General features: G+C 59.4%; 25 protein-coding genes and 1 tRNA gene. 17 read left to right on the forward strand and 9 right to left on the reverse strand.

Features of this window, described 5'->3' with window-relative positions; translation table 11 throughout:
* Positions 1-766: 766 nt before the first annotated feature.
* Entirely contained in the window at positions 767-2,650 is a 1,884-nt protein-coding gene (locus ACODTY_RS19065) for an ABC transporter ATP-binding protein/permease (RefSeq protein WP_488995785.1), read from the forward strand.
* A 14-nt stretch (positions 2,651-2,664) separates the two neighbouring features.
* Here ACODTY_RS19065 and ACODTY_RS19070 read toward each other — a convergent pair whose 3' ends face one another.
* The 4 genes from ACODTY_RS19070 to rpiA all read right to left on the reverse strand — a co-directional run bounded on the left by ACODTY_RS19070 (position 2,665) and on the right by rpiA (position 6,081).
* A complete protein-coding gene (locus ACODTY_RS19070) occupies positions 2,665-3,108 on the reverse strand; it encodes a MarR family winged helix-turn-helix transcriptional regulator (protein WP_488995786.1) in 444 nt (147 codons plus the stop codon).
* Between the two features lie 193 nt (positions 3,109-3,301).
* A complete protein-coding gene (gene gor / locus ACODTY_RS19075) occupies positions 3,302-4,693 on the reverse strand; it encodes a glutathione-disulfide reductase (protein ID WP_488995787.1) in 1,392 nt (463 codons plus the stop codon).
* A gap of 111 nt (positions 4,694-4,804) precedes the next feature.
* Positions 4,805-5,362, reverse strand: a complete 558-nt coding sequence (locus tag ACODTY_RS19080; RefSeq protein ID WP_488995788.1) for a DUF2059 domain-containing protein — start codon at positions 5,360-5,362, stop codon at positions 4,805-4,807.
* Between the two features lie 20 nt (positions 5,363-5,382).
* The gene (gene rpiA / locus ACODTY_RS19085; RefSeq protein ID WP_488995839.1) at positions 5,383-6,081 is read right to left on the reverse strand and encodes a ribose-5-phosphate isomerase RpiA; all 699 of its coding nucleotides are present in this window, start codon (positions 6,079-6,081) and stop codon (positions 5,383-5,385) included.
* 153 nt (positions 6,082-6,234) lie between these two features.
* Between rpiA and ACODTY_RS19090 the strand changes: the two genes are divergently transcribed.
* The 3 genes from ACODTY_RS19090 to ACODTY_RS19100 all read left to right on the forward strand — a co-directional run bounded on the left by ACODTY_RS19090 (position 6,235) and on the right by ACODTY_RS19100 (position 7,659).
* The gene (locus ACODTY_RS19090) at positions 6,235-6,915 is read left to right on the forward strand and encodes a phosphoglycolate phosphatase (protein WP_488995789.1); all 681 of its coding nucleotides are present in this window, start codon (positions 6,235-6,237) and stop codon (positions 6,913-6,915) included.
* A 108-nt stretch (positions 6,916-7,023) separates the two neighbouring features.
* Positions 7,024-7,098, forward strand: a tRNA-Val gene (locus ACODTY_RS19095).
* A 177-nt stretch (positions 7,099-7,275) separates the two neighbouring features.
* Entirely contained in the window at positions 7,276-7,659 is a 384-nt protein-coding gene (locus ACODTY_RS19100; RefSeq protein WP_488995790.1) for a hypothetical protein, read from the forward strand.
* Between the two features lie 275 nt (positions 7,660-7,934).
* On the opposite strand, the gene ACODTY_RS19105 is transcribed toward ACODTY_RS19100, so the two are convergent.
* Complete coding sequence (locus ACODTY_RS19105) at positions 7,935-8,132, reverse strand: hypothetical protein (protein WP_488995791.1); 198 nt, start codon at positions 8,130-8,132, stop codon at positions 7,935-7,937.
* 393 nt (positions 8,133-8,525) lie between these two features.
* On the opposite strand from ACODTY_RS19105, the gene ACODTY_RS19110 reads away from it, so the two are divergent.
* Positions 8,526-8,723, forward strand: a complete 198-nt coding sequence (locus ACODTY_RS19110; protein ID WP_488995792.1) for a hypothetical protein — start codon at positions 8,526-8,528, stop codon at positions 8,721-8,723.
* Between the two features lie 25 nt (positions 8,724-8,748).
* Here ACODTY_RS19110 and ACODTY_RS19115 read toward each other — a convergent pair whose 3' ends face one another.
* A complete protein-coding gene (locus ACODTY_RS19115; protein WP_488995793.1) occupies positions 8,749-10,605 on the reverse strand; it encodes a L,D-transpeptidase family protein in 1,857 nt (618 codons plus the stop codon).
* A 250-nt stretch (positions 10,606-10,855) separates the two neighbouring features.
* On the opposite strand from ACODTY_RS19115, the gene ACODTY_RS19120 reads away from it, so the two are divergent.
* Entirely contained in the window at positions 10,856-11,248 is a 393-nt protein-coding gene (locus tag ACODTY_RS19120; RefSeq protein ID WP_488995794.1) for a rhodanese-like domain-containing protein, read from the forward strand.
* Between the two features lie 12 nt (positions 11,249-11,260).
* Here the strand turns inward: ACODTY_RS19120 and ACODTY_RS19125 are convergent, their stop codons facing one another.
* Complete coding sequence (locus ACODTY_RS19125) at positions 11,261-12,169, reverse strand: alpha/beta fold hydrolase (RefSeq protein ID WP_488995795.1); 909 nt, start codon at positions 12,167-12,169, stop codon at positions 11,261-11,263.
* A 48-nt stretch (positions 12,170-12,217) separates the two neighbouring features.
* On the opposite strand from ACODTY_RS19125, the gene ACODTY_RS19130 reads away from it, so the two are divergent.
* Positions 12,218-12,670 (forward strand): MarR family winged helix-turn-helix transcriptional regulator, encoded by a 453-nt coding sequence (locus tag ACODTY_RS19130; protein ID WP_488995796.1) that lies wholly within the window; start codon positions 12,218-12,220, stop codon positions 12,668-12,670.
* Positions 12,671-12,739: 69 nt separating this feature from the next.
* Here the strand turns inward: ACODTY_RS19130 and ACODTY_RS19135 are convergent, their stop codons facing one another.
* On the reverse strand, positions 12,740-13,093 hold the full coding sequence (locus ACODTY_RS19135) for a gamma-butyrobetaine hydroxylase family protein (RefSeq protein WP_488995797.1): 354 nt from the start codon (positions 13,091-13,093) through the stop codon (positions 12,740-12,742).
* Positions 13,094-13,304: 211 nt separating this feature from the next.
* Here ACODTY_RS19135 and moaA point away from each other — a divergent pair, with 211 nt between their 5' ends.
* The 8 genes from moaA (at position 13,305) to ACODTY_RS19175 (ending at position 20,063) form a co-directional block, all read left to right on the forward strand.
* Complete coding sequence (gene moaA / locus ACODTY_RS19140; RefSeq protein ID WP_488995840.1) at positions 13,305-14,300, forward strand: GTP 3',8-cyclase MoaA; 996 nt, start codon at positions 13,305-13,307, stop codon at positions 14,298-14,300.
* 58 nt (positions 14,301-14,358) lie between these two features.
* The gene (locus ACODTY_RS19145) at positions 14,359-14,829 is read left to right on the forward strand and encodes a hypothetical protein (RefSeq protein WP_488995798.1); all 471 of its coding nucleotides are present in this window, start codon (positions 14,359-14,361) and stop codon (positions 14,827-14,829) included.
* A 136-nt stretch (positions 14,830-14,965) separates the two neighbouring features.
* Positions 14,966-15,886 (forward strand): DMT family transporter, encoded by a 921-nt coding sequence (locus ACODTY_RS19150; protein ID WP_488995799.1) that lies wholly within the window; start codon positions 14,966-14,968, stop codon positions 15,884-15,886.
* Between the two features lie 34 nt (positions 15,887-15,920).
* Positions 15,921-16,442 (forward strand): molybdopterin-guanine dinucleotide biosynthesis protein B, encoded by a 522-nt coding sequence (gene mobB / locus ACODTY_RS19155; protein WP_488995800.1) that lies wholly within the window; start codon positions 15,921-15,923, stop codon positions 16,440-16,442.
* Positions 16,443-16,634: 192 nt separating this feature from the next.
* Entirely contained in the window at positions 16,635-17,417 is a 783-nt protein-coding gene (locus ACODTY_RS19160; protein WP_488995801.1) for an ABC transporter substrate-binding protein, read from the forward strand.
* A 130-nt stretch (positions 17,418-17,547) separates the two neighbouring features.
* Entirely contained in the window at positions 17,548-18,261 is a 714-nt protein-coding gene (locus ACODTY_RS19165) for an ABC transporter permease (protein WP_488995802.1), read from the forward strand.
* Positions 18,258-19,088, forward strand: coding sequence for an ABC transporter permease (locus tag ACODTY_RS19170; protein ID WP_488995803.1), 831 nt, complete (start codon positions 18,258-18,260; stop codon positions 19,086-19,088). Before ACODTY_RS19165 ends, ACODTY_RS19170 begins: the two co-directional genes overlap by 4 nt.
* A 105-nt stretch (positions 19,089-19,193) precedes the next feature.
* On the forward strand, positions 19,194-20,063 hold the full coding sequence (locus tag ACODTY_RS19175) for an NAD(P)-dependent oxidoreductase (RefSeq protein ID WP_488995804.1): 870 nt from the start codon (positions 19,194-19,196) through the stop codon (positions 20,061-20,063).
* A 40-nt stretch (positions 20,064-20,103) separates the two neighbouring features.
* Here the strand turns inward: ACODTY_RS19175 and dusA are convergent, their stop codons facing one another.
* On the reverse strand, positions 20,104-21,135 hold the full coding sequence (gene dusA / locus ACODTY_RS19180; RefSeq protein ID WP_488995841.1) for a tRNA dihydrouridine(20/20a) synthase DusA: 1,032 nt from the start codon (positions 21,133-21,135) through the stop codon (positions 20,104-20,106).
* 162 nt (positions 21,136-21,297) lie between these two features.
* Between dusA and ACODTY_RS19185 the strand changes: the two genes are divergently transcribed.
* Positions 21,298-22,056 carry a copper homeostasis protein CutC gene (locus ACODTY_RS19185; RefSeq protein ID WP_488995805.1) on the forward strand — a complete coding sequence of 253 codons (759 nt, stop codon included), beginning with the start codon at positions 21,298-21,300 and terminating at the stop codon, positions 22,054-22,056.
* Positions 22,053-22,550: a GNAT family N-acetyltransferase gene (locus ACODTY_RS19190; protein WP_488995806.1), complete on the forward strand. Its 498-nt coding sequence runs from the start codon at positions 22,053-22,055 to the stop codon at positions 22,548-22,550. Before ACODTY_RS19185 ends, ACODTY_RS19190 begins: the two co-directional genes overlap by 4 nt.
* The last annotated feature ends 270 nt before the right edge of the window (positions 22,551-22,820 follow it).

Here is a 22,820-nt window from a genome sequence, read left to right on the forward strand (position 1 = left end):
TTCTCCCCTTGTGGGAGAAGGTGTCGAGGCGAAGCCGAGACGGATGAGGGGTGTTGGACCGAGCGCTGAAACCCCTCATCCGCCTTCACTTTGTTCAGGCACCTTCTCCCACAAGGGGAGAAGGGAGGTGAGTCGACGCACCTCTCGGTGTCATCCCGGAAGCGAGCCAAGCAAAGCGACGGCGATGCTGTCCGGAATCCATTCCGTGACATCGTGGCAGCGCATAGAGGGTGCAGAACACACCCGAAGGTAACTGTGCGGGACGCGTCCGAATCGATCACGACGCACGACAGACCAAAGCAACCGTGGTTAGGGAAGTCCCGAAAGCAGCACTCAACGAGAGCCAGGCGACGACTTTCGGGGAATCATGTAACCGCGCGATTCGAAAGAACGCCGCTTTCGAAGCTGAAAAACGAAGCCCCATTCGAAAGACAGGTGAAAGCGGTCACGCAACAGTTAACCTTACGTTAACCAGATTTTTTACCGATCCCCTCCTCCCAATTGATTGAATCCATTTGACGATCCGCCGCCCGGGTAAGCTCTGCCTACTCCAATCGGGCTGTTGCAGCACCGCAACGTAGGAACCTTTGCGCGCCTCGCGGCGTCAATAAACTAATTGAAAATGATCAATTGGTGTTACCCTTCGTAACAATAGAAAAAGAGGTTTGGGCGGAACGTGATTCGGGTCGGCAGACCACGGCACTCAATATCGGGAAAATCGCACAGCGGCGCAGTGAGGCCGACTTACCCGACGCCGGTCTCGTCGATGCGGAATTTCTGGGGCCTGATGCGGGCCTACTGGTTCTCCGACAGGTGGACCGAAGCCTGGGCCCTGACCCTTGTGGTCGCATTCTTCACCGCCCTGTCGAGCAAGGCAGGCGTCTGGTTTGCGGAAGCTTCGGGCGAACTCATCAACTCCATCGCCTACTATCACGACGCCGCCAATGAATCGCCGCTGGAGACCTTGCTCACCAACGCTGCGATCCTTGTTGCGATCGTCATCTTCAAGGATGCCGGCATTACCGGCACCAAGAGTTTTGTCTCGGCCACCTTGCACCGGCGCTGGCGCGGCTGGCTGAACGGCCGGTTCAACGAGGCCCTGCTCGACGACAACCACACGCATTTTCACGCGCAGCACGGCTCGGACACCGGGCCGGACAATATCGACCAGCGCGTGCAGGAATCGATCAAGGGCATGACGGGCGGCGCAATCGGCCTTGCCATGGGCGTCATCGCGGTTGCCTCGTCGCTGTTCTTTGTCGGGCAGAAGCTGCTCGAAACCTCGACCGAGGTTTACGGGCTGGGTTTCCTTGGTGACTATGGCAGCGCCACTTTGGCCTTCGTGGCGGTCGTCGCCTACGTGCCGGTCAACACCTATATCGCGATCAAGCTGGGCGGGCTTCTGGAGCGGCTGTCGATCCGCATGCAGAAGGCCGAGGGCAGCTATCGCGGCGAGTTGACGACGTTCCTGCGCCGCAGTTTCCACGTCGCCGCCTCGCGTGGCGAAGGCGTTCAGAAAGCCATGCACGAAAGGCTTTACGTCGATATCGATCGCACCTGGGGCAAGCTCAACTGGATAAACGCCAGCTACGATTCCTTCGAGCGCATCTATAACTTCGTCGGCGCACGGGTCGTGGCCTACGGGCCGGGCCTGCTCCCCTTCATCCATAGCCGCATCGACCTCAAGGGTTACATTACCGGGGCCGAGCTGGTGAATTCGCTGATCAGCCAGTGCTCGTGGTTCATCCACGTCATGCCGGCGATTGCCACGCTACGCGCCAACAGCCGCCGCGTGATGGATCTGGCCGACGCCATCGAGAACGTGCAGAAGCCCGCGGAATTCTATCGCCAGTCGGGCCTCTCGGAATTCCGCTATACGGTTCAGAACCCGGTATTCGGTCTGACCATCCAGAACCTGCAGCTCAACCATCAGGGTCATCAGGCCGAGCCGTTCCTGACTAGCGAAAGGCTGCGCTTCCGGCGCGGCGAATGGACCTTCCTGAAAGGTGAATCCGGCTGCGGCAAGACCTCGCTGATCAAGGCCCTGAACGGCCTGTGGCCCTATGGCGGCGGCACTATCGTCTTCCCCGAGGGGATCACGACCTTCTACGCAGCGCAGGAAGTCAAGCTGCCGCAGGTGACCCTGAAGGAACTCGTTTGCCTGCCGGAAGCAGCAGACAAGCATTCCGACGCCAGCGCAGCCGCAGCGCTCCACAAGGCTGGCCTCGGCGATTTCATCGAGTTCATGGCCGATGAAACACGCACCGGCATGACATGGGACCAGCTCCTGTCCGGCGGCCAGAAGCAGAAGCTGGTTGTCGCCCGCATCTTGCTCCACCAGCCGGGCCTCTTGTTCCTCGACGAGGCAACCGGCGCACTCGATCCGGAAGGCAAGATCGCCTTCCACCAGGCGATCAAGGACAACTGCCCCGGCGTGACCGTCATCTCTGTTATGCACGAAGCAGTGCCGCCGCGCTCGGCAACCGGCGAGGAGTTCTATCACAGTGTTCTCACCATCGCGGACGGCACGACCTCGAAGAAGCCGCTGGTGCCGACGCTGCCGGCCGAACTCACCACCATTCTGGTCAATCCCGAACCGCTCAACGATGGATGGCTTCGCCTGCCGCGCATCAGGCAGCGCCAGAAATAACAGGCAATGTTGCCCTAACGCTTGCCGCCTTCACGCACGGGAATGCGCTTGAGCAGCGGACCGATACGCGACAACTCATCGAGATGAGTATGCGCCAGCTTGGCCAGATAGGCATCGGCCTTGGTAGTAAGGACAAGGAAGACGCGGCGCTGGTCGGCGGGATCCGGCTCCCGGACGACGAGATTCGCCTCGCACAGGCGGTCCACCAGTTCCACCGCGCTGTGATGGCGGATACGAAGGCGCTCCGCCAGGTCGCCGATGGTGACGGGCCGATCCTCAGGAAAGCCCTTGATCGCCAGCATGGCCTGATGCTGGCGAGGCTGCAGGCCAACACCGCGTGCCGCCTGCTGGCTGAATTCGAGGAAACGTCGCAACAGGTAGCGGAACTCTGACAGCGCGCGGTAATCCTCCCGCGAAATTGTCGAGCATGGCAAGTTGGGTGGTGTTTTTTCGCCCATCTATCCCCCCGCTTACTGTCGATGGCCCAGCAGTTCCGGAAGGTCTGGCACTGTTCCACCGAACGCAAAGCGTCCTGTCCGCTGCGCACCATAGTGGAAGCATTTGGTTTTTCGAAGGGCGAAGTTTCGGAATGCGACACTACGCGCCGGCAACACGATCCCGACTGAACGAGCGCTTTCGAAAGGGAGAAATTCAGTCGACGCGCTTGCCGTTCTTCACCCGGTAACTCGGCTTGTACATTGTGACCAGCTCTTCTGCCGCGGTCGGATGCACGGCCATGGTGCGATCGAAGTCATCCTTGGTGCAGCCGGCCTTGAGCGGGATGCCGAGCAACTGCGCCATCTCGCCCGCATCGGGGCCGAGAATATGCGCACCGAGCACCTTGCGGGTCGCGCCATCGACGACCAGCTTCATCAGCATCTTCTCGTCGCGACCGGATAGAGTATGGCGCATAGGCCGGAAGGCCGCGCGATAGATTTCGAGATCGGGGAAACGCTTCGCCGCATCGTCTTCGGAAAGACCCACGGTTCCGATCTCCGGCTGTGAGAAGACGGCAGTTGCAATGATGTCGTGATCCGGTGCGGTCGGGTTGCCCTTGAAGGCCGTCTCGATGAGGCACATCGCCTCATGGATTGCGACCGGGGTCAGTTGCACGCGGTTGGTAACGTCGCCGATGGCCCAGACATTGTCGATGTTGGTGCGGGAATACTCGTCCACCTTGATGGCACCGTCGCGGGCCATTTCGACACCAGCATGCTCAAGCCCGAGGCTTTCGGTATTCGGCACACGGCCGATGGCGAGCATGACCTGATCTGCCACCAGCACTTCGCCACCGCTGACGCGAATGTCTAGCCGCCCATCTGCGCGACGGGTGACGTTTTCTGACACAGCGTGGCAGAGGATGCGGATGCCCTTCTTCGCCATGGTTTCGTGCAACATCTTGCGCAGATCCATGTCGAAGCGGCTGAGGATTTCGGCGCCTCGGTAAACGAGCGTCGTTTCGACACCGAGGCCGTGGAAGATGTTGGCGAATTCGACCGCGATGTAGCCGCCACCTTCAATGACGATTGCCTTGGGCAACTCGGCAAGATGGAAGGCTTCGTTGGATGTGATGCAGTGCTCGCTGCCGGGAAGCGCCGGATGCAGTGCCGGCCTCCCGCCGGTTGCGATCAGGATCTGATCGGCGGTCACGGTGCGGTTTTCCGCTACGAGGCGAATGGTGTGGCGGTCCACCAGAACTGCGCGGGACTGGAACGTCTCGCCACCGGCATTGGCGACGTTCTTCTGATAGATGGCTTCCAGGCGCGCAATCTCACGATCCTTGTTGGCAATCAGCGTTTGCCAGTCGAAAGCCGCCTTGGGAACAGTCCAGCCGTAGCCAGCAGCGTCTTCGAAATGCTCCGGAAACTGCGAAGCGTAGACAAACAGCTTTTTCGGAACGCAACCGCGGATGACGCAAGTGCCGCCGAAGCGGTATTCCTCTGCGATGCCGACGCGCTTGCCGAGGCTCGCTGCAACACGGGCCGCGCGCACGCCTCCCGATCCGCCGCCGATGACGAAAAGATCGTAGTCGTAAGCGGTCATGTCGAAATGTCCCTGATGTGGAGCGTTGCAGCCGGACAGGTAGGACGACGGGGCCTAAAAGAAAAGCCCGGACGAGCCGGGCTTTTTAACTGATGCCAGAACGGCAGGATATTAGTTGCCGCTCGGCGCAGGAGCTGCGCCATCCGTTGCGGGTGCCGGGGCCTTTGCACCTGCGGCAGCCTGCATCGCCTCTCCGACCTGCTGGCCGAGATCACGCGCGATGCCGTTTTGCCAGATTTCGGCGGCCTTCATCAATTCGCGTGTAACGATGGGGCCGCTTCCAAGCAGCTTCTTGCCTGCTTCCGAGCTGTAGAAGGTGGCGATGTCATTCAACTCCTGCTCGGAGAACACCTTGGCGTAAGCCGTCGCGGCTTCCTTCTCGAGGTCGGCGCGACGTGGCGCCAGCGCGAGGGCCTTGGCAGCAACGGTCGTGGTGATCAGTTCCTGCAGGTCCGGGTTCTTCTGGATGAGTGACGATTCCAGCGCTGCTGCGGCCTGCGGCAAGATGTTGTCAAAGGAGTCCGTTGCGTGAATGGCCGCGACCGCCGCCTTAGCAGCCTTCAGGTGCGATTCGGCGATATCCTGCGCAAACGAGGGCATAGCAAAAGCGACAACGGCCGAAGCCGCCAAGACTACGGCAAATCGACGGATTCGGATATTCGACATCATAATTGGCAGGACTCCCTGATTTACCGGGCGGCGTGGATTGTCTCGATGCCGTCGCCGCCAGCGAGAATCGCCGCAGACGCCAGCCCGATGAAGAAACCGTGCTCGACCACGCCCGGAATGGCGTGAAGAGCAGCAGACAGCGCTCTTGTATCCGGAATGCGGCCAAAAGATGCATCCAGGATCAAATGGCCACCGTCTGTAACAAATGGCTGGCCGTCCGTCATCCGCAATGTGAGCGGCCCCGAAAGCCCAAGCCTTGCAGAGGCTGCGCCAATGGCAATTTCCGTGGCGCGCAATCCGAACTTGTTCACCTCGATCGGCAAGGGAAAACGACCGAGCGTTTCGACCAGTTTCGAACGGTCTGCGATCACGATCATCCGCGCAGAGGCTGCGGCAACGATCTTTTCCCGCAACAGCGCGCCGCCGCCGCCCTTGACCAGAGTGAGTTCGGAATCGACCTCATCCGCGCCGTCGATGGTGAGGTCGAGCTCCGGCGTTTCGTCCAGGGTCGTAAGACGCACGCCGAGTTCCCGGCACAGTGAAGCGGTGCGCTCCGAGGTGGGCACGCCGATGACATCGAGGCCGGTCGCAACTTTAGCCGCAAGCAGGCGCACAAACTCTTCGGCCGTCGACCCGGTGCCGATGCCAAGCCGCATGCCGCCCACGACATGCGCAAGCGCCGCTCGTGCCGCCTCGATCTTCAACTGCCGTGCATCCATGACGGTCAATCTTTTCCCGCGCTCATTCCCGGATTCCGCCTCTAACACTTTTGATCGTTGGGTCAAAGGCACAGAGCCGGCGCTTTGCGCAGCTTGCACAGCCGTTTTCGCCGGGCTATCGCCTTCGCCATACAAAATGGAACAAGAATCGCCATGACACGCCCGATCATCGTTTTCGACCTCGACGGCACTTTGATCGACACAGCGCCCGACCTGATGGATAGCCTCAACTACTCCCTGAGCGCGGCAGCCTTGCCACATGTCGATGCCCCCGCCTTCCGCCGTTTCGTCGGAAATGGCGGCCGCGTGATGATCGAGCGGGCCTTTGCCGCGCAGAACAAGCCTTTGCCCATCGAAGAGCATGAGCGGCTACTTGACCTGTTCCTCGATTCCTACACCCAAAGCATTCCCGGCAAATCGCGGCCTTACCCCGGTGTTCTGGATGCGATCGAACGGTTCGAGAACGCCGGATATCTGTTGGCCATCTGCACCAACAAGTACGAAGCGAATTCGCTGGCGTTGATCGAGGCACTCGGGCTGTCCGGACATTTTGCAGCCAATTGCGGCCAGGACACGTTCCCGTTCCGGAAGCCCGATCCGCGCCATCTGATTGAAACCATCAAGCGCGCAGGCGGCGATCCTGCAGTGGCGCTGATGGTTGGCGATTCGCAAACGGATATCGACACGGCAAAAGCGGCCGGCATTCCGGTTGCCGCTGTGGACTTCGGCTACACCGATCGGCACGTTCGGGAATTCGATCCGTCAGTTGTCATCTCGCACTTCAATGAGTTGACGCTCGACCTCGCCCACCGGCTGATTTCCGCGGCGCAATAGGCTTGCGGCAACCTTCCGGGATTTGACCGGCAAGTGGTGTCTCAAGCGGTTGACTTCGATAGCCAGCCTCCCTTATATCGCGGCGCGCTTGGCCTTTTGGCAACGAGCGGGCGATTAGCTCAGCGGGAGAGCACACCCTTCACACGGGTGGGGTCGTAGGTTCAATCCCTACATCGCCCACCATTCCCTGTGTCTTGATGGCAAGTCGTGGAACCCGGACCGGAGCCTGAAATCGGGCTACAACCTCCGAATTAGACAAACGCCCCGAAATGCCGGACAAACATCGCCTGAATGGGCGATTGTAGCCGTTCTGGTCTGTGGTAGCGTCTCGGTCTGGCAATCGCGTCAAGGAGGCGTGCCATGGCCAAAATTGACCTTTGGGCGCGCTGTATTGTGCCCGTGGTTTTCACGCTGATGTTTCCCGCCGCCGCAAGCGCGCAGAGCGGGCCCTGTGAACTGGACGCTTCCGGCGAACTATATTGCTACAGCAATAACAACCCAAATATGCTGGAGGCATCCTGCCTGACATATGCGGACCCAAAATATTGCCTTCCCTACCATCAGCGCGCCTGCCAAGTGAACGGATTTGCGCTTGCATGCCGGATGGCGAATCTTGGCCAGAATTGCGCGGGAGGCGACCCAGCCGGATGCAACTACTATATGCAGATTCTGCAGGCTAATCGCGCCTGCAACCTCGAAGGCAACCAGCAAGCTTGCAGTTGGATTGTCCAGCAAGGGCTATAGGTCCAAATCGCCCACCTGCTATGTTGAAGTGTATGAAAGCGGTGCGCGGCGCTTTCGGCTGGCATGGCTCGCCGATAGCCACATTATTATGTTTGTCGCCGCATTCTGCGTTCTTCCCATGCAAGCCCGTTAACGACAATATCAAGCGAGAGGTGCGGCATCTCGCGCTTGGTGTATCATGCGCATGGGGGCGATAGGAGCCAGCCATGAGCGTTTGTCCTATCTGCTGCGGAACCAGAAAAATCGTTCTTCCCGTTCGTGGCGACGATGTGACGTCAGCTGCCGAAACACATCGCGAATACACGTGCCCCGAATGCGGTGGCACCCATATCGATGCAGAGGACGTCGCTGTAGCCGCCGCCCTGAAAATCGATTTCGGCTACTCGTACGAACCCAATGACGAAGGCAATATATCCAGAGGGCAAGCGGTCGACGCCGTCATGGATGCACTTCGACTGGTCATCGAGCAGCATCGGCCCCGTCGAAAAGCGGCCTAAAGCCGTGATCAATTAATCTGACAAATCAGAGACCGCCCGACGAGCACCCCAGGTGATTCTACCTGGTCGAGAACATCGCAAAATCCACGTTCTGCCGACAGGCAACCAAGCTTACGCAGCGGCATCAAAATCGGCTACCCAAGATATGCGGAAGCCCCAATTCCCAATTTGATACACGCTGTTGCCAGAATTAGAAATACCTATATTTATCAATAGCTAAATGGATTTCCAGGGGTCGATTGCCCACAGCCGCAATCGACTATCAACAAGTGTTGTTGGCAACTCCAAAAGTCCAATTGCGAAGGTAAAACTTTTGGTCTATCTCCCGTTATATCGGCATCTACTGATGTAACGGTGGAGACGCCCAGCATGAGCATACCAGTAGCGGTGACGCTTACGATTTCGACTGCGGTCGATACAGAATACTCCGCCGACGATCATATCCATGACATCGTGTTGAGTGCGCAAAGCATGTTTTGCGCTTGTGATGTGAAGGTCGTGGACTATCAAGTCGGTGAAGCAGGTGAAGCGCAACATATCACCATAGACGGTAACCAGGCTCCCTGATCTCAGGGGGCCTGGCCCACTCTATTCAACTTGCAGGAACTCGAACGGCTTCCGTGGCATCCAGCGCCTGTCTCAGACGCGTGTCGCGATCATAAACATCGCCGAAATATTCGACCTTGCCCGATAGGTCAGGCCAGGCCGTGAAGTAGGCGACATAGACCGGAATCTTGCGGGTGACTTTCTCAGATGAATGGCCCTGCTTCAGCTTCTGCGCTACGTAGTCCACCGACGTGCCAAGCACAGCGGCAGCCATTCCGCGAGGATCCTGCAGGCGCACACAACCATGGCTGAGCGCGCGATTTTCGCGCTGGAAGAACGCCTTTTGCGGCGTATCGTGCATGTAGATGGCATGCTTGTTCGGGAAGAGGATTTTCAACTCACCCAGCGCGTTCGCCTCACTGGGAGCCTGGCGCACGCTGAACGGCACCTTGCCGCCATACTGGCTCCAGTCGATGGACGAAGACGGTATGCGTCGACCCTTGGCGTCGGTGACTTCGTAACCTGAACGGTCGAGATAGTCGGGATCACTGCGCAACCGGGGCAGCATCTCATTGACGATGATAGACTGCGGCACGCCCCAATACGGATTGTAGTCGACCTGTTCGATTTCGTCGTAGAAGAAGCTGGTCTGGTTTGAGGTCTTGCCGATGACAACGCGGGTCTTCAGTTTCTCCTCGCCGCCGTCAATGTAGCTGGCGCTAAAGGCCGGCTGATTGATGAAAACGCGTGGGCTGCCAAGGTCTGACGGTAGCCAGCGCAACTGCTCCAGTGCAACCTTCACCTTTTCCAGCCTGTCTGCCTTCGAGTTACCGGCAAGGGTGGCTACTGTGCGCGGGCCGACAACGCCGTCAGGCTTCAGCCCTGCCTTTTTCTGAACAGCCTCAAAGACTGGCACGAGTTCCGGCACATAGGTTTCGCTGGTTCCGAGCCGTGCCAATGTCTCGCCGAAATCTGCACCCATCTGGTCGTCGAGGTTGCGCGCAATGAGGGTTAGCAACTTCGGCAATTCGGCGCTTGTCTCGCCAGGCTTCAACAGAAGCTTCGGATCGACGACGATCTCGTTTTCGGCGCTGGCTTCCAGACTTTCCAGCTCAATACGAAGCGCCTGGTATTCTGGATTTTGCGGGTGGCGTGATTCCAGATACGCCCTCGCCTCTTGCGTATGTGCCAATGTCTTGAGGACAGTAGGCATATCGAGAGGCTTGGCCGGGAAGTCGTAATAGCCGGATATACGATTGGGCTCGATACGGCCTTGCTGGGCGTCATGGACATAGCGCAGCACACGCGCAGACAACGACATCTCGAAGCGGATGAGGTCCCTCAGGCGGCCGGCGGTATCGTCGGAGGAATAAGCAGCGGCCGGTATGGACACGGCATAATCGGCCGGCTCGAGCCCGTGACTTGCCGCCTCACCCAGAACACGCACAGCCTCCTGGCCGCGCGTGTTGACGGACGTGCCCGACACCCAGACGAAGTCAGGATTCGCCGAATAGTAGGCAACCAGCGCCTTGGCGATGGCTGGTTCGGCCGTCAGTTCGAACGCATCCAACCCGGCCAGTGCTTCTCGGAATGTGTTCCCAGTCAGCGTTGGAGCAAAAGCCGCATTCTGCGGCGTCGAAGAAAGCGCCGAAAAATCGACCCGGACCAAACGATCCGGCCTGTAGGTATTGTATGTCGGGCTCGAAATCCTGGTTACCGCGACTGGCTTCTTCTGCGTCGGCGGCGGCGGAAATTCACCCTGCAGCCGCGTGCCCTGCCGGGGCTGGCCGCCGAACAGCATATCAAACAGGCCCTGTGCGCTGGAAGGCTGGACGCCTATCGCCAAGGTGGCGGTGAGTGCGGCCAACGGCAACAGGGCGGATCCTTTTCGAAATGATTGCATGTATCACCCGCTCCGGAGCTCGTCCGGACCCCGATTGTTGCCCGTCGAGACTTTGGGGCCCGCGGGTGGCGCATGTAAGGCGTAGATATACTGATTCACCCCGATTTGGTTAAGCTTTCATGAATTTTGCGCTGATGTTGCACATTGGCTGCACCAATATCCGGCCTCTGCCTGTCTCCTTCGTCCAATGGCGGGATGGGTGGCAATATGCAAATTTGCGCAAGGCCGGTGAGTTGAAAGGGCTTCAGAAATGAGAAAAGGGTTTCGCGAAATGCTCGATGAGGCGAATGCCGAAATCGAGGCGGTTTCGCCCGACGAAGCGGCGGCGCTGCTTGACGACGAGAATACAATCTTCGTTGATCTGCGCGACCCAAGGGAAATCGAGCGGGAAGGCAATATCCCGGGAGCCAAGCATTGTACGCGCGGCATGCTGGAATTCTGGATCGATCCGGACAGCCCGTATCACAAGCCTTTCTTTGCATCGGGCAAGTCATTCGTCTTCTTCTGCGCCGGCGGCTGGCGCTCGGCGCTTGCGACGAAAACCGCTCAGGACATGGGACTTGAGCCGGTCAAGCACATATTGGGCGGCTTCACGGCCTGGAAGGAAGCGGGCCTGCCGATCGAACCGGCCAAGAAGAAGTAGCAAACCTGGGCTTCAGTGGAGCGATATCTTCGCCGCCGGCTCAACAAATCCAACCGCACGCTCGACGACAGCAGGGTCGGAGAGAATACGGCGATGGCCGAGGCCGTTCGCCCAATAGACTTCGACATGAGGGCCGGCGGCGGCATAGAGCCTCGCCTGCTCTGCGGACACTTCACGGTCGTCCGGCGCGTGGATCACAAGGGTGGGAACCTGCGTTGCGGCAAGCTGGCGATCACCGACAAAATCGGATAGCGGCCGACCCGCAATGCGCTCGACTCGCCCGTCCATGACAATGCGGGAGCGTGGCCCGACATTGAGCATCTGGCTGAAGCCGTCGAACACCAATGGCAGGGAACTCGGCGCAGCGACAAGCACAAGGCGTTTCGTCACCAGCTTCGGCAGCCCCGCAATCGAACCCACGGCCGCATTGACGGCAACCGCACCGCCAAAGGAGTGCCCAACAACAGCCTCGAACGGACCGAACCACTGCGCCGCCTGACTGGCGGCCTCAACCGCGCTGACCATGGTGAGGCGACGGCCCGTTGACTGGCCATGGCCCGGAAGATCGAGCGAAACGACCTTGTAGCCGGCGTTGCGAAAACCCTCGATCAGGGCGCGCATATATTCGGTGCGCGAGCGCCAGCCGTGGATCACCAGAATAGTGCCGGCACGCGCCCTGCCCGGCTCCGGGCGAAACTCGTGCACTGCGACGCAGCCGGCCCCGGTCCTGAGCCGGTGATGGCGCGCTTCGGCCATGAAATCCACTGCATTTGAGACGGCGCGCTGCTCGCCGACGGTGAGGCGCTTGACGTTTGGCGTGCGGCAGAACAATTCAAAGGCAGCGCGGCCTGTGAGTGCAGGTGCGACGCGCTCGCCAACGCCGAACATGCTGCGGATGACCTTCAATCGAAATGGTGCCATAGTGCTGGTCCGTCAAATTCGTTCAGCGATGAACATATTAGTTCAAACATGAACAATAAGCAAGACTTACCCTGGGACAATCCACGCTTTCGCAATTGGGTGGCGGTGGCGCGCGCCTGCCATGCTCTGGAGCGCTCGCTGGCGGCAAAGCTTGCGCCGCTGGATTTGAAGCCGGCGCAACTCGATGTGCTGATGAACCTTTATCGGCATCCGGGCATGTCGCAGCATGATCTCGCGCGCAAGTTGCTGGTCGGCCGGTCGAACATCACGATGTTGCTGCCTCAACTGGAAAAGCGCGGGCTGGTGCTGCGCGAGAGCGACTCCAAGGACAAGCGCATCCTTCGGCTTGCGCTGACCGAAGACGGCAAGGCGCTTTTGATGGAAGCACTGAAGATACATTCAGCACTTATCGAAGTTGCGATGAGCCAGTCCACGCCCGATCAATGCGACCTGATCGGCGAGCAGATGCGCAAGGTGGCCGAGGCACTGAACGGAAGCTAACCTGTCTCACGTTCTCGAACTGAGTCAGGCGACCTGCATAACCTCTTGCCAAATAACGACAATACAGCGTCAACGATCGCGGGACAGGCCTTTTTCCTGCAACTCTGCAAGATAACCTTGCCAGCGCTGGTCTTTCTCATGGCCGAGCGTATGAAGGTAGTTCCAGGTGAAGATGCCGGTGTCGTGGAAGTCGTCGAAGGTGATGCGCACGGCATAATTGCCGACCGGATCGATCTTGCGGATGGTGACGTTGCGCTTGCCCGGCACGGTTACGCGCTGTTCCGGAGAATGGCCCTGCACTTCCGCCGATGGCGACATGACGCGCAGCATTTCCGCCGGCAGTTCCATCGGCGCATGGGCCGGGAAGGTCACCGTAAGCAGCTTGCGGTCCTTGGAGACCCTTAGTTCCGATGGTGCGGTCATTGCGTAAGCCCTGAATTTTTCTGAGTGCTACGCCGCTTTTCCAGTAAGGGGAAGACCATCGCAAGACGTTACCTCGTCGGCTCACGAGCAATATGTCGCGATCACCGGGAAACTATCTTGAACGGCATGGCGGTTCGTATCACATAAGGGTATATAACGACCGAGCGTGGTCGCACCTGTCGGCGCTGCGCGGAGACTGGGAATGCCGGGAATGGATATGATCGACCCTTTCGGTCGCACAATCAGCTACCTAAGGGTATCGGTTACAGACCGGTGTGATTTCCGTTGCGTCTATTGCATGTCGGAAGACATGGCATTCCTGCCGAAAAAGGATCTGCTCTCGCTCGAGGAACTGGACCGGCTCTGCACGGTCTTCATCGAGAAGGGCGTGCGCAAGCTGCGCCTGACTGGCGGCGAACCGCTGGTGCGCAAGAATATCATGCACCTAGTCCGCGAACTGTCCCGGCACCTCAAGAGCGGCGCGCTGGAAGAACTGACACTGACTACCAACGGCTCGCAACTGGCACGCTATGCCGGTGAACTGGCCGACGCTGGCGTAAGGCGCATCAACGTGTCGCTGGATACGCTGGATGCGGACAAATTCCATGCAATCACCCGCTGGGGCCATCTGGACAAGGTGATGGCCGGCATTGACGCCGCACAGGCTGCAGGACTGCAGGTGAAGCTCAATGCGGTCGCGCTGAAAGGCTTCAACGATGCCGAGTTGCCCGAAATGCTGCGCTGGGCACATGGACGTGGCATGGACCTGACCGTGATCGAGACCATGCCGATGGGCGAGATCGAAGCCGACCGCACCGACCAGTACCTGCCACTCTCGGTCTTGAGAGCCGACCTCGAAAAGCAATTCACGCTTAAGGACATTCCCTACAAGACCGGTGGCCCCGCCCGCTATGTCGAGGTGGCAGAAACCGGCGGACGGCTCGGCTTCATCACCCCGATGACGCATAATTTCTGCGAAAGCTGCAACCGTGTACGCCTGACCTGCACCGGCACGCTGTACATGTGCCTGGGCCAGGAGGATGCAGCCGATCTTCGCTCGCCTCTTCGGGCTTCGGAGGGCAACGATCTCGTCGCAACAGCTATCGACGAAGCGATCGGCCGCAAGCCGAAGGGACATGATTTCGTCATCGACCGGCGCACGAACCGCCCCTCGGTGTCACGCCATATGAGCGTAACTGGCGGCTGATTTTCTCAGCGTACGCTTCGTGCAAGGATGCTCCCGCACCAAAGGCCGGGAGACCATCGTGAAGCACTTCCGAACATTTCTTGCTGCAGTGATGTTCCTTGCAATTGCTCAAGCCGCGATGTCTGAGCCCCTGACCTATACCAACGAGCGGTTCGGCACCTCGGCGACCTTCCCCGCTGACATATTCAGCGAGCAGCAAGAGCCGCCCGAAAATAGTGACGGCCTGACGTGGCATTCGGACGATGGCGCGAGTCTCGCGATCTTCGGATCCTACAATATCCTCGACGAGACGCCGAAAAGCCGGCAAGCCGAAGCCAAAGCAGCGGGTAGCCGGGACGTGACATACAGCAAGGTTGGAAAGAACTGGCTGGTTCTGTCCGGCTTCGAAGGCGAGACCGTATTTTACGAGCGCTACCTTTTCGCAGGCAGCGGCACTGTCCACGGCGTCGTGCTCAAATACCCCCGATCCTTGAAAGCGAAATATGACCCTCTAAGCGCCAAGATCGCGGCCAGCCTCAAAGGCCCCTGAAGCCGCTACATTCCAACCGCAGCGGGGCTAACTTCGCCTATCCGCCAGTTTGAGCTTTTGGCCCACCCTTTTGGCATTGCTGTTTTGCCCACTGCTGTTACAGGCAGTTATTGGCCTTTGAGAATGAGGACATCTCTTGCCCTTATCCCCGAACCTGCGCGGCTCCATGTTCATGGTCGTATCCATGGTCACGTTCACGAGCAACGACGCGATCACCAAGTTCTCGTCGGAATCGATGAATATGGCGCAGGTCATGGTCGTGCGCGGCGTTTTTGCTTCGCTGCTAATCTGTTTCCTGGCCTGGCGCAGCGGCGCCTTCGCCAATCCGCGCCTGATCATACAGCCAATCGTGGCGGTGCGCGCCGCCTGCGAAGCATCCGCAACGGTCTCCTTCCTGATCGCATTGGCGCACCTACCCATCGCCAATGTTTCGGCGGTGCTGCAGGCTTTGCCTCTTGCCGTCACCATGGGTGCGGCAATGTTCTTTGGCGAAGGTGTGGGCTGGCGGCGCTGGCTGGCAATCATGGCAGGCTTCATCGGCGTACTGATCATCGTGCGCCCGGGCTTCGAGGGGTTCAGCGCTTATTCGCTGATGGCGCTCGTCTGCGTCGGCTTCTGCACCATCCGTGACCTGATCACGTCCAAGCTGCCGCCCAACATTCCAACGTTGCTTGTTTCGTGCGCCACGTCCATTGCGGTGACACTTACCGGGGTAGTGCTGATTGCCCCGATGGGCGGCTGGACGCCTATGACCCTGAACAGCACGCTGCTGCTGATGCTTGCCGCCATCTTCGTGCTGTTCGGATACCACTTCATCATTCTCGCGACCCGCACCGGGGAAATGTCGTTCATTGCGCCATTCCGCTACACCTCGCTGCTATGGTCCATCGTGCTAGGCATCGTCATCTTCTATGAATTCCCGGACCTGCCGATGATCGTCGGCGCAACCTTCATCGTGGCTTCCGGGCTCTACACTCTCTACCGCGAGCGCGTCGTGGGCAAGCACCGGACCGCTGCCGAAAGCACCGGCCCCAGCATGGCGCCGGACGGGCTATAGGCACGGCGAACTGACAATTGGAAAACCGCATTTCATGACCCAACGCGTTTTCGGAATTACCGGCTGGAAGAACTCCGGCAAGACGACGCTCACCGAGCGACTGGTAAGCGAGTTGGTCGAGCGCGGATGGAAGGTCGCTACCGTCAAGCATGCCCACCACGACTTCGACATCGACAAAGAAGGCACCGACAGCTTCCGTCACCGCAAGGCTGGCGCCTCTGAAGTGGCGATCGTGTCCGGCCAGCGCTGGGCGCTGATGCATGAATTGAGGTCGGAAAGTGAACCGACCCTTGACACAATACTGGCGCGGCTAGCGCCGACCGATATCGTGCTCATTGAAGGCTATAAGCGCGAATCCCATCTCAAGATCGAAGCACGGCGCACCGAGACCAAAGACAGGTCGCCGCTCGCAGCCAACGATCCGCATATCGTGGCCGTTGCCGCCGATCATCCGCAACCCGACGAGACACTGCCGGTGTTCGATCTCGACGACATCAAGTCGATAGCCGACTTCATAGAGCGCACCACCGGTTTGAAGGGTGGCCAAAACAACTGAAACTTCCCTTACGGCACCCGCCCACAACGCGTTCATGGCTCAGGCAAAGCGGTTCAGGGCGGGCGCGGGACGTGGTTTTGGAGTTGCTTTTCTGCTGAAAACAATGGGAGTATCCAGCCAGCGGGCGATCGGGAGCATCGTCCCAATGGGAGTCGGTTCACGACATCCTGAACCATTAGAGAGAGGACCACTATGCGTATAGCAATGCGTATCGCACTCGCGGCATCAGCCGCGCTCTTGGCGCTGGGCACGGCCCAAGCCCAGGAAAAAGTGCTGAAAATCGGCACCGAAGGCGCCTACCCTCCGTTCAACAACCTGACCGCAGACGGCAAGCTGGAAGGCTTCGACGTCGATATCGCCCAGGCCCTGTGCGACGAAATGAAGGTCAAGTGCGAGTTCATCGCGCAGGACTGGGACGGCATCATTCCGGCTCTTCAGGCCGGCAAATTCGATGCGATCATCGCCTCGATGTCGATTACACCAGAGCGCATGGAGAAGGTCGACTTCACTAACAAGTACTACAACACTCCACCTGCAATCGCGGCACCCAAGGATAGCGACATCAAGGGCGTGACCAAGGAAGACCTCGCCGGCAAGACTATCGGCGTGCAGGCTTCCACCACCCACTTCAACTACTCCACCGCAACTTATACCGACAGCACGGTGAAGCCCTATCCGACAGCGCAGGAATATCAGCTTGACCTCGCCAATGGCCGTCTCGACGCCGTGAACGACGATATCGTTGTGCTTTCCCAGTGGCTGGATTCGCCCGATGGCGCCTGCTGCAAGCTGATCGGCCCGATCAAGCCCGTTGTGGAAATCCACGGTCCGGGCGCAGGCATTGCGATCCGCAAGGGCGAGACCGCGCTTCGTGACCAGTTCAATGCGGCGATCGATGCTATTCGCGCCAGCGGCAAGTACAAGGAAATCAACGACAAGTACTTCAAGTTCGACGTATACGGCGGCGATTCCTGATCGTCGGAATAAGGTTGGCAGACGGCGGGGAGTTCCCGCCGTTTGCATATCAAGTTTTGAGCCAAAACAATAACCGCGCATGCCTGGCGGCGTAGCGTGGAACGAGGGTCCGTAGGGGAGACGGTCGGCCATGCAGAGCGTTTGGACGCTGCTGAGTTGGGGATCGGAAGGGTGGCTGGACGACATCGCCTATGGCGCGTTCGTCACCGTTGCCCTCGCGCTCGCCACTTTGCCTGTCGGTCTGCTGATCGGCTTCCTGATTGCACTGGCCAAACAGTCCAACGAACGTTCGCTTAGGCTTGCCGGCGATATCTACACGACGATCTTCCGCGGCTTGCCGGAACTGCTCACGCTGTTCCTCGTGTTCTTCGGCGCCCAGATCGGCATCCAGCAAGCCGTGCGCCTGTTCAATCCCGAAGCGACAGTCGAGGTGAACAGCTTCGTTTCCGGCATGATCGCGCTTGGCGTAGTGTTTTCCTCCTACGCGAGCGAGGTGTTTCTTTCGGCGTTCCGGGCCATTCCGCAGGGACAATATGAAGGTGGCTTCGCTGTTGGCCTCTCCAAGGCGCAGACCATGCGTCTTGTGGTGCTTCCACAACTGATCCGCATTGCGCTGCCCGGCCTCGCCAACCTTTGGTTGATCCTGCTCAAAGACACATCCCTGGTTTCGGCAATCGGGCTGACCGATATATTGCGGCAGGCCGGCGTTGCCGCGCGTGTGACCAAACATGCGTTCCTGTTTTTCGGCGTGGCCGCGCTGATCTACCTGGCTCTGGCAATCGTCTCCTCTATCGGCATCAATGCGATCGAACGATGGGTCGGCAAGCAGGAGGTGCATCGATGAGCACTTCCACGCAAGCCGTCGACAGCGTCGAACGCCCGCCCCTGCCCGCTCATGGCTGGTCACGCCAGCGTATCCTCGGCTATGGCCTGGTGGCACTTTGGGCGCTGATGGGGATCGGGCTCGTCGCCTACCTCGTTTCGGCGTGGAACACCGAACTCTTCCAGAAATACGCGCCGGGCTATGTTTCCGGCGTCGGCATCACGCTTTCGCTGGTCGCCATATCCATCGTAATTGGGGCGATATTGTCGGTCCCGATCGCCTATGGCCGCATGTCGCGCAACCCGATCATCGCGGGGCTGGCCTACGCCTACGTGTACTTCTTCCGGGGCACGCCGCTTCTGGCGCAGGCCTTCCTCGTCTATTACGGCTTCGGATCGTTCAGGCCGGAACTCGATGCGGTGGGACTTTGGTGGTTCTTCCGCGAGGCGTTCAATTGCGCGATCTTCGCCTTCTCGCTCAACACTGCCGCCTATCAGGCCGAAATCCTGCGCGGCGCGATCCAGTCAGTGCCTAAGGGCCAGTGGGAGGGCGCTGCGTCACTCGGCCTTCACCAGCTGCAGACTCTGCGCAAGATCATCCTGCCGCAGGCTTTGATCGTAGCGTTGAGACCGTATGGCAATGAAGTGATCCTGATGATCAAGGGCTCGGCCATCGTTGCCATCATCACCGTCTACGACTTGATGGGGATCACGCGGCTGACCTACTCGCGTACCTTCGATTTCCAGTCTTATCTCTGGGCGGCCATCATCTACCTTTTGATCGTGGAGACGCTGCGCCACGCAATTGACTGGATCGAACGACGCATCACACGCCACTTGAAGCGCTGAACGACGTCCACCGCTTTGCTGGGCCAACGAACGTAGTCTTGACGAATTCTCGTCAACGCCTAGACCTGCGTCGAGAAACGCGACGCATGAAAAGGCAATTTCAAGATGGCAACAGTGGCTTTCCTCGGTCTCGGTGTAATGGGTTACCCGATGGCCGCACACCTGAAAAACAAGGGTGGCCATGACGTCACCGTCTATAACCGCACCACGGCCAAGGCCGAACAATGGGTGGCTCAACACGGTGGCAAGCTCGCAACGACACCGGCGGCCGCAGCCGAGGGCAAGGACTTCGTATTCTCCTGTGTTGGCAACGACGACGACCTCCGCTCGGTGACAATTGGCCCCGATGGCGCTTTCAGTTCGATGAAAAAGGGGGCGATCTTCATCGACAACACCACCGCTTCTGCAGAAGTCGCTCGTGAGCTCTTCGGGAAGGCGGAAGCCGCAGGCTTTGCCTCTCTCGATGCGCCGGTCTCCGGCGGACAGGCGGGAGCGGAGAACGGCGTACTGACGGTCATGGTCGGGGGCCAGCAGGACGCATTCGATCGGGCAAGACCGGTGATTGACGCCTATGCGCGCATGATCGGCCTGATGGGGCCGGCGGGTTCCGGCCAGTTGACCAAGATGATCAACCAGATCTGTATCGCAGGACTGGTGCAGGGCCTTTCCGAAGGCATCCATTTTGGCAAAAAGGCTGGGCTGGACATTGAAAAGGTCGTGGAAGTCATTTCCAAGGGTGCAGCCGGATCTTGGCAAATGGAAAACCGCCACAAGACCATGAACGCTGGTAAGTACGATCACGGATTCGCCATCGACTGGATGCGGAAGGACCTCGGGATCTGCCTGGCGGAAGCCAATCGCAACGGCGCATCGCTGCCAGTGACGGCGCTTGTCGACCAGTTCTACAAGGACGTGCAGGCCATGGGTGGTAGTCGTTGGGATACGTCGGCGCTACTGGCCCGACTGGAGCGGTAATTCACCAACAAGGCAATGCGAAATAGAGGCGGTGTTACGCTCAAGCCGCCTCTTCGGTCCGGCTAAAATCGACTTCATCGAACGCTGTTCGCAAGGTTTCCGGCCCTGCTCCGGGCCGCGTTGCATCGGCAGACAGGATCTGGCGCCAGCGCCGCGCACCGGGAAGACCGTGGAACAAGCCTACCATATGACGCGTAACATGGCCGAGGCGCCCACCCTTTTCGATATGGGCTGCGGCGTAGTCCGCCATTCTGTCGATTAGCGCTTCGAAATTGAATCTGCCGGCTGTTTCTCCGGCCAGCAAGGCGTCGACTCCGGCGAGAACGCCCGGCGTGTGGTAGGCGGCCCGACCGAGCATGACGCCGTCAACCTTGGCTAGATGATCGGCAGACTCATCCAGAGTCTGAATCCCACCGTTGATGCCGATGAAACGATTTGGGTTTCTTGCCTTGAGCCGATAGACGCGCTCATAGTCCAAAGGCGGAATTTCGCGGTTTTCCTTCGGGCTCAAGCCCTCCAGCCAAGCCTTTCGCGCATGGACCCATAGGGCATCGGCACCTGCGGCAAAAACACCAGCGGCAAGCGCATCAAGCGCCGGTTCGGGATCCTGCTCATCGACGCCGATGCGGCACTTGACCGTGACTGGCACCGTGACCGCCGCCTTCATGGCGGCCACGCAATCTGCCACCAGTTCCGGCGTCTTCATCAGGCACGCGCCAAAGGTGCCGGACTGCACGCGGTCAGACGGGCAGCCGACGTTGAGGTTTACCTCGTCGTAGCCGAACGTTTCTCCTATGCGCGCGGCTTCTGCCAGCTTCGCGGGGTCGGAGCCGCCCAACTGCAAGGCAACTGGATGCTCAGCGGGGTGGAAGCCGAGCAGACGCTCACGCGCGCCCTGGATCGCGGCGTCTGCTACCACCATTTCCGTGTAGAGCAGCGCCCCGCCTGTCAGCTGGCGATGAAGAAAACGACAGTGGCGATCGGTCCAGTCCATCATCGGTGCGACGGCGACAATGGGCGCACCAATGGCGGTGTCATAATTCGGCCGATGCTGTTGCGGCTTGTTCGTCATTGCTTCCATGCTTTCGAGGATCGCCCGCTCAGGCGCTCCATATAGGTGCTGCATAGCCTGTTGCCACAGCAGGCCGCAAGCTTGGCCCAACAAGGCGCGCTTTTGCCCTCAAGCCCGCGATGCTACGGTTTCGGCCTGCGCAATCATGAATGGATTTCTGCCTTGAGCGACACTGCCCGCCTGCCGCTGATCGAAATCTGCGTCGAAGGAATAGATGGACTGACTGCCGCCCAGAACGCGGGGGCCGATCGGGTGGAGCTGTGCGCCAGCCTGATTGAGGGCGGCATCACGCCAAGTTTCGGTACGGTGCGGACCGCATTGGAGCTGGCAAAAATCCCTTTCCACGTAATTGTGCGGCCGCGTGGTGGCGATTTCCTCTACAGCCCGGCCGAGCATCGCTCGATGGTGGCTGACGTACTTGCGCTGCGCGATCTGGGCGTTGCCGGCGTAGTCGTCGGGTGCCTGAATGCCGACGGCACCATCGATGAGAAGCGCATGAGCGATCTTGTTGCGGCAGCAGGTCCGCTCAACGTGACCTGCCATCGCGCGTTCGACATGACGCGCGACCCTTCAGAGGCGCTGGAAGCGCTGATCCGCTGCAAAGTCGGACGCGTCCTGACGAGCGGCCAGCGCGACACCGCAGCGGAAGGTGCAGAACTTCTGGCTGAACTGGTAAAGCAAGCGGCGGGCCGTATCATCATATTGGGATGCGGCGCACTCGATCCCGACAATATCGGCGCAGTACGCCGAAAAACTCGCCTCACCGAAATGCATTTCGCCTCTCTCAAGGACGTGCCGAGCGCCATGATCTACCGCAACCCGCGCGTGGGCATGGGCGGTACAGACCTCGACCGCGAATATCGCAATACAGTGACAGACGAGGCAGTGGTGGCCGCAACCATTGCGGCTGCACGCGAATGACAAACGAGACGAAACTGCTCCCGATCGAGACGATCATGCCTGCGGACGAACCCGCGGTCCTTCGGCTCAACAATCACCACGCCGAGGAACTGTCCTGGCTGGAGGAAGATCGGCTAAACTTCCTGCTCGGCCAGGCCTTCTATGCCCGCCGCATCGGCGCGGTCGAAGCCTTCATCATCACATTCGATCAGGATGCGGACTATGACAGCCCGAATTTCCTGTGGCTCAAGCAGCGGTTTCCGCGCTTTGTCTATGTCGATCGTGTGGCTGTCGACGAAGCCGCACGTGGGCGTGGCCATGCCCGGCGCTTTTACGAGGATCTGTTTGAGCAGGCCAAGCGTGACAACCACAAGTTGGTGACGTGCGAGGTGAATGCCGAACCGCCAAACCCGGCGTCCGACGCCTTTCACGCCCGGCTCGGCTTTCACGAGATCGGTGCCGCCACGATCCATGGCGGAAGGAAGACCGTGCGCTATTTTGCGCGTGAAATTTAGCGCCAGAGCGTTCTTACGCGCTCAATCTGGCGCTCATAAAACCCAGCGAAAAAAGTTAACGCCCAATGTGAAACTCCTCACAGTTGGCGACCGTAATTGATGAAATTATCGAGGCACACTCTCGAAAAGGAGATGGCGGACCAGTTTAGTTAATGCACAGGCCGGCGCACGATCCCGACTATTGCACACTCACCGCGCCGGCTGTGCAACTTCAGGCGCTCCGCCTCATCGATTTATGCGGCCCCTCCTCCTCCCAAGCGCCGCTGGCCG

The organism is Mesorhizobium sp. FG116 (genome assembly GCF_057809835.1).

Bases quoted from the DNA above. Each gene is read 5' to 3' on its own strand.
- ACODTY_RS19165 (WP_488995802.1), top strand. From the start codon at position 17,548: ATGCAGAGCGTTTGGACGCTGCTGAGTTGGGGATCGGAAGGGTGGCTG.
- ACODTY_RS19130 (WP_488995796.1), top strand. From the start codon at position 12,218: ATGAACAATAAGCAAGACTTACCCTGGGACAATCCACGCTTTCGCAAT.
- ACODTY_RS19175 (WP_488995804.1), top strand. From the start codon at position 19,194: ATGGCAACAGTGGCTTTCCTCGGTCTCGGTGTAATGGGTTACCCGATG.
- ACODTY_RS19080 (WP_488995788.1), bottom strand. From the start codon at position 5,362: ATGATGTCGAATATCCGAATCCGTCGATTTGCCGTAGTCTTGGCGGCT.
- rpiA (WP_488995839.1), bottom strand. From the start codon at position 6,081: ATGGATGCACGGCAGTTGAAGATCGAGGCGGCACGAGCGGCGCTTGCG.
- ACODTY_RS19090 (WP_488995789.1), top strand. From the start codon at position 6,235: ATGACACGCCCGATCATCGTTTTCGACCTCGACGGCACTTTGATCGAC.
- ACODTY_RS19160 (WP_488995801.1), top strand. From the start codon at position 16,635: ATGCGTATAGCAATGCGTATCGCACTCGCGGCATCAGCCGCGCTCTTG.
- ACODTY_RS19190 (WP_488995806.1), top strand. From the start codon at position 22,053: ATGACAAACGAGACGAAACTGCTCCCGATCGAGACGATCATGCCTGCG.
- gor (WP_488995787.1), bottom strand. From the start codon at position 4,693: ATGACCGCTTACGACTACGATCTTTTCGTCATCGGCGGCGGATCGGGA.
- ACODTY_RS19170 (WP_488995803.1), top strand. From the start codon at position 18,258: ATGAGCACTTCCACGCAAGCCGTCGACAGCGTCGAACGCCCGCCCCTG.
- ACODTY_RS19115 (WP_488995793.1), bottom strand. From the start codon at position 10,605: ATGCAATCATTTCGAAAAGGATCCGCCCTGTTGCCGTTGGCCGCACTC.
- ACODTY_RS19105 (WP_488995791.1), bottom strand. From the start codon at position 8,132: ATGCTGCTCGATGACCAGTCGAAGTGCATCCATGACGGCGTCGACCGC.
- ACODTY_RS19070 (WP_488995786.1), bottom strand. From the start codon at position 3,108: ATGGGCGAAAAAACACCACCCAACTTGCCATGCTCGACAATTTCGCGG.
- ACODTY_RS19120 (WP_488995794.1), top strand. From the start codon at position 10,856: ATGAGAAAAGGGTTTCGCGAAATGCTCGATGAGGCGAATGCCGAAATC.
- dusA (WP_488995841.1), bottom strand. From the start codon at position 21,135: ATGACGAACAAGCCGCAACAGCATCGGCCGAATTATGACACCGCCATT.
- ACODTY_RS19125 (WP_488995795.1), bottom strand. From the start codon at position 12,169: ATGGCACCATTTCGATTGAAGGTCATCCGCAGCATGTTCGGCGTTGGC.
- ACODTY_RS19110 (WP_488995792.1), top strand. From the start codon at position 8,526: ATGAGCATACCAGTAGCGGTGACGCTTACGATTTCGACTGCGGTCGAT.
- moaA (WP_488995840.1), top strand. From the start codon at position 13,305: ATGGATATGATCGACCCTTTCGGTCGCACAATCAGCTACCTAAGGGTA.
- ACODTY_RS19135 (WP_488995797.1), bottom strand. From the start codon at position 13,093: ATGACCGCACCATCGGAACTAAGGGTCTCCAAGGACCGCAAGCTGCTT.
- ACODTY_RS19065 (WP_488995785.1), top strand. From the start codon at position 767: ATGCGGAATTTCTGGGGCCTGATGCGGGCCTACTGGTTCTCCGACAGG.
- mobB (WP_488995800.1), top strand. From the start codon at position 15,921: ATGACCCAACGCGTTTTCGGAATTACCGGCTGGAAGAACTCCGGCAAG.
- ACODTY_RS19100 (WP_488995790.1), top strand. From the start codon at position 7,276: ATGGCCAAAATTGACCTTTGGGCGCGCTGTATTGTGCCCGTGGTTTTC.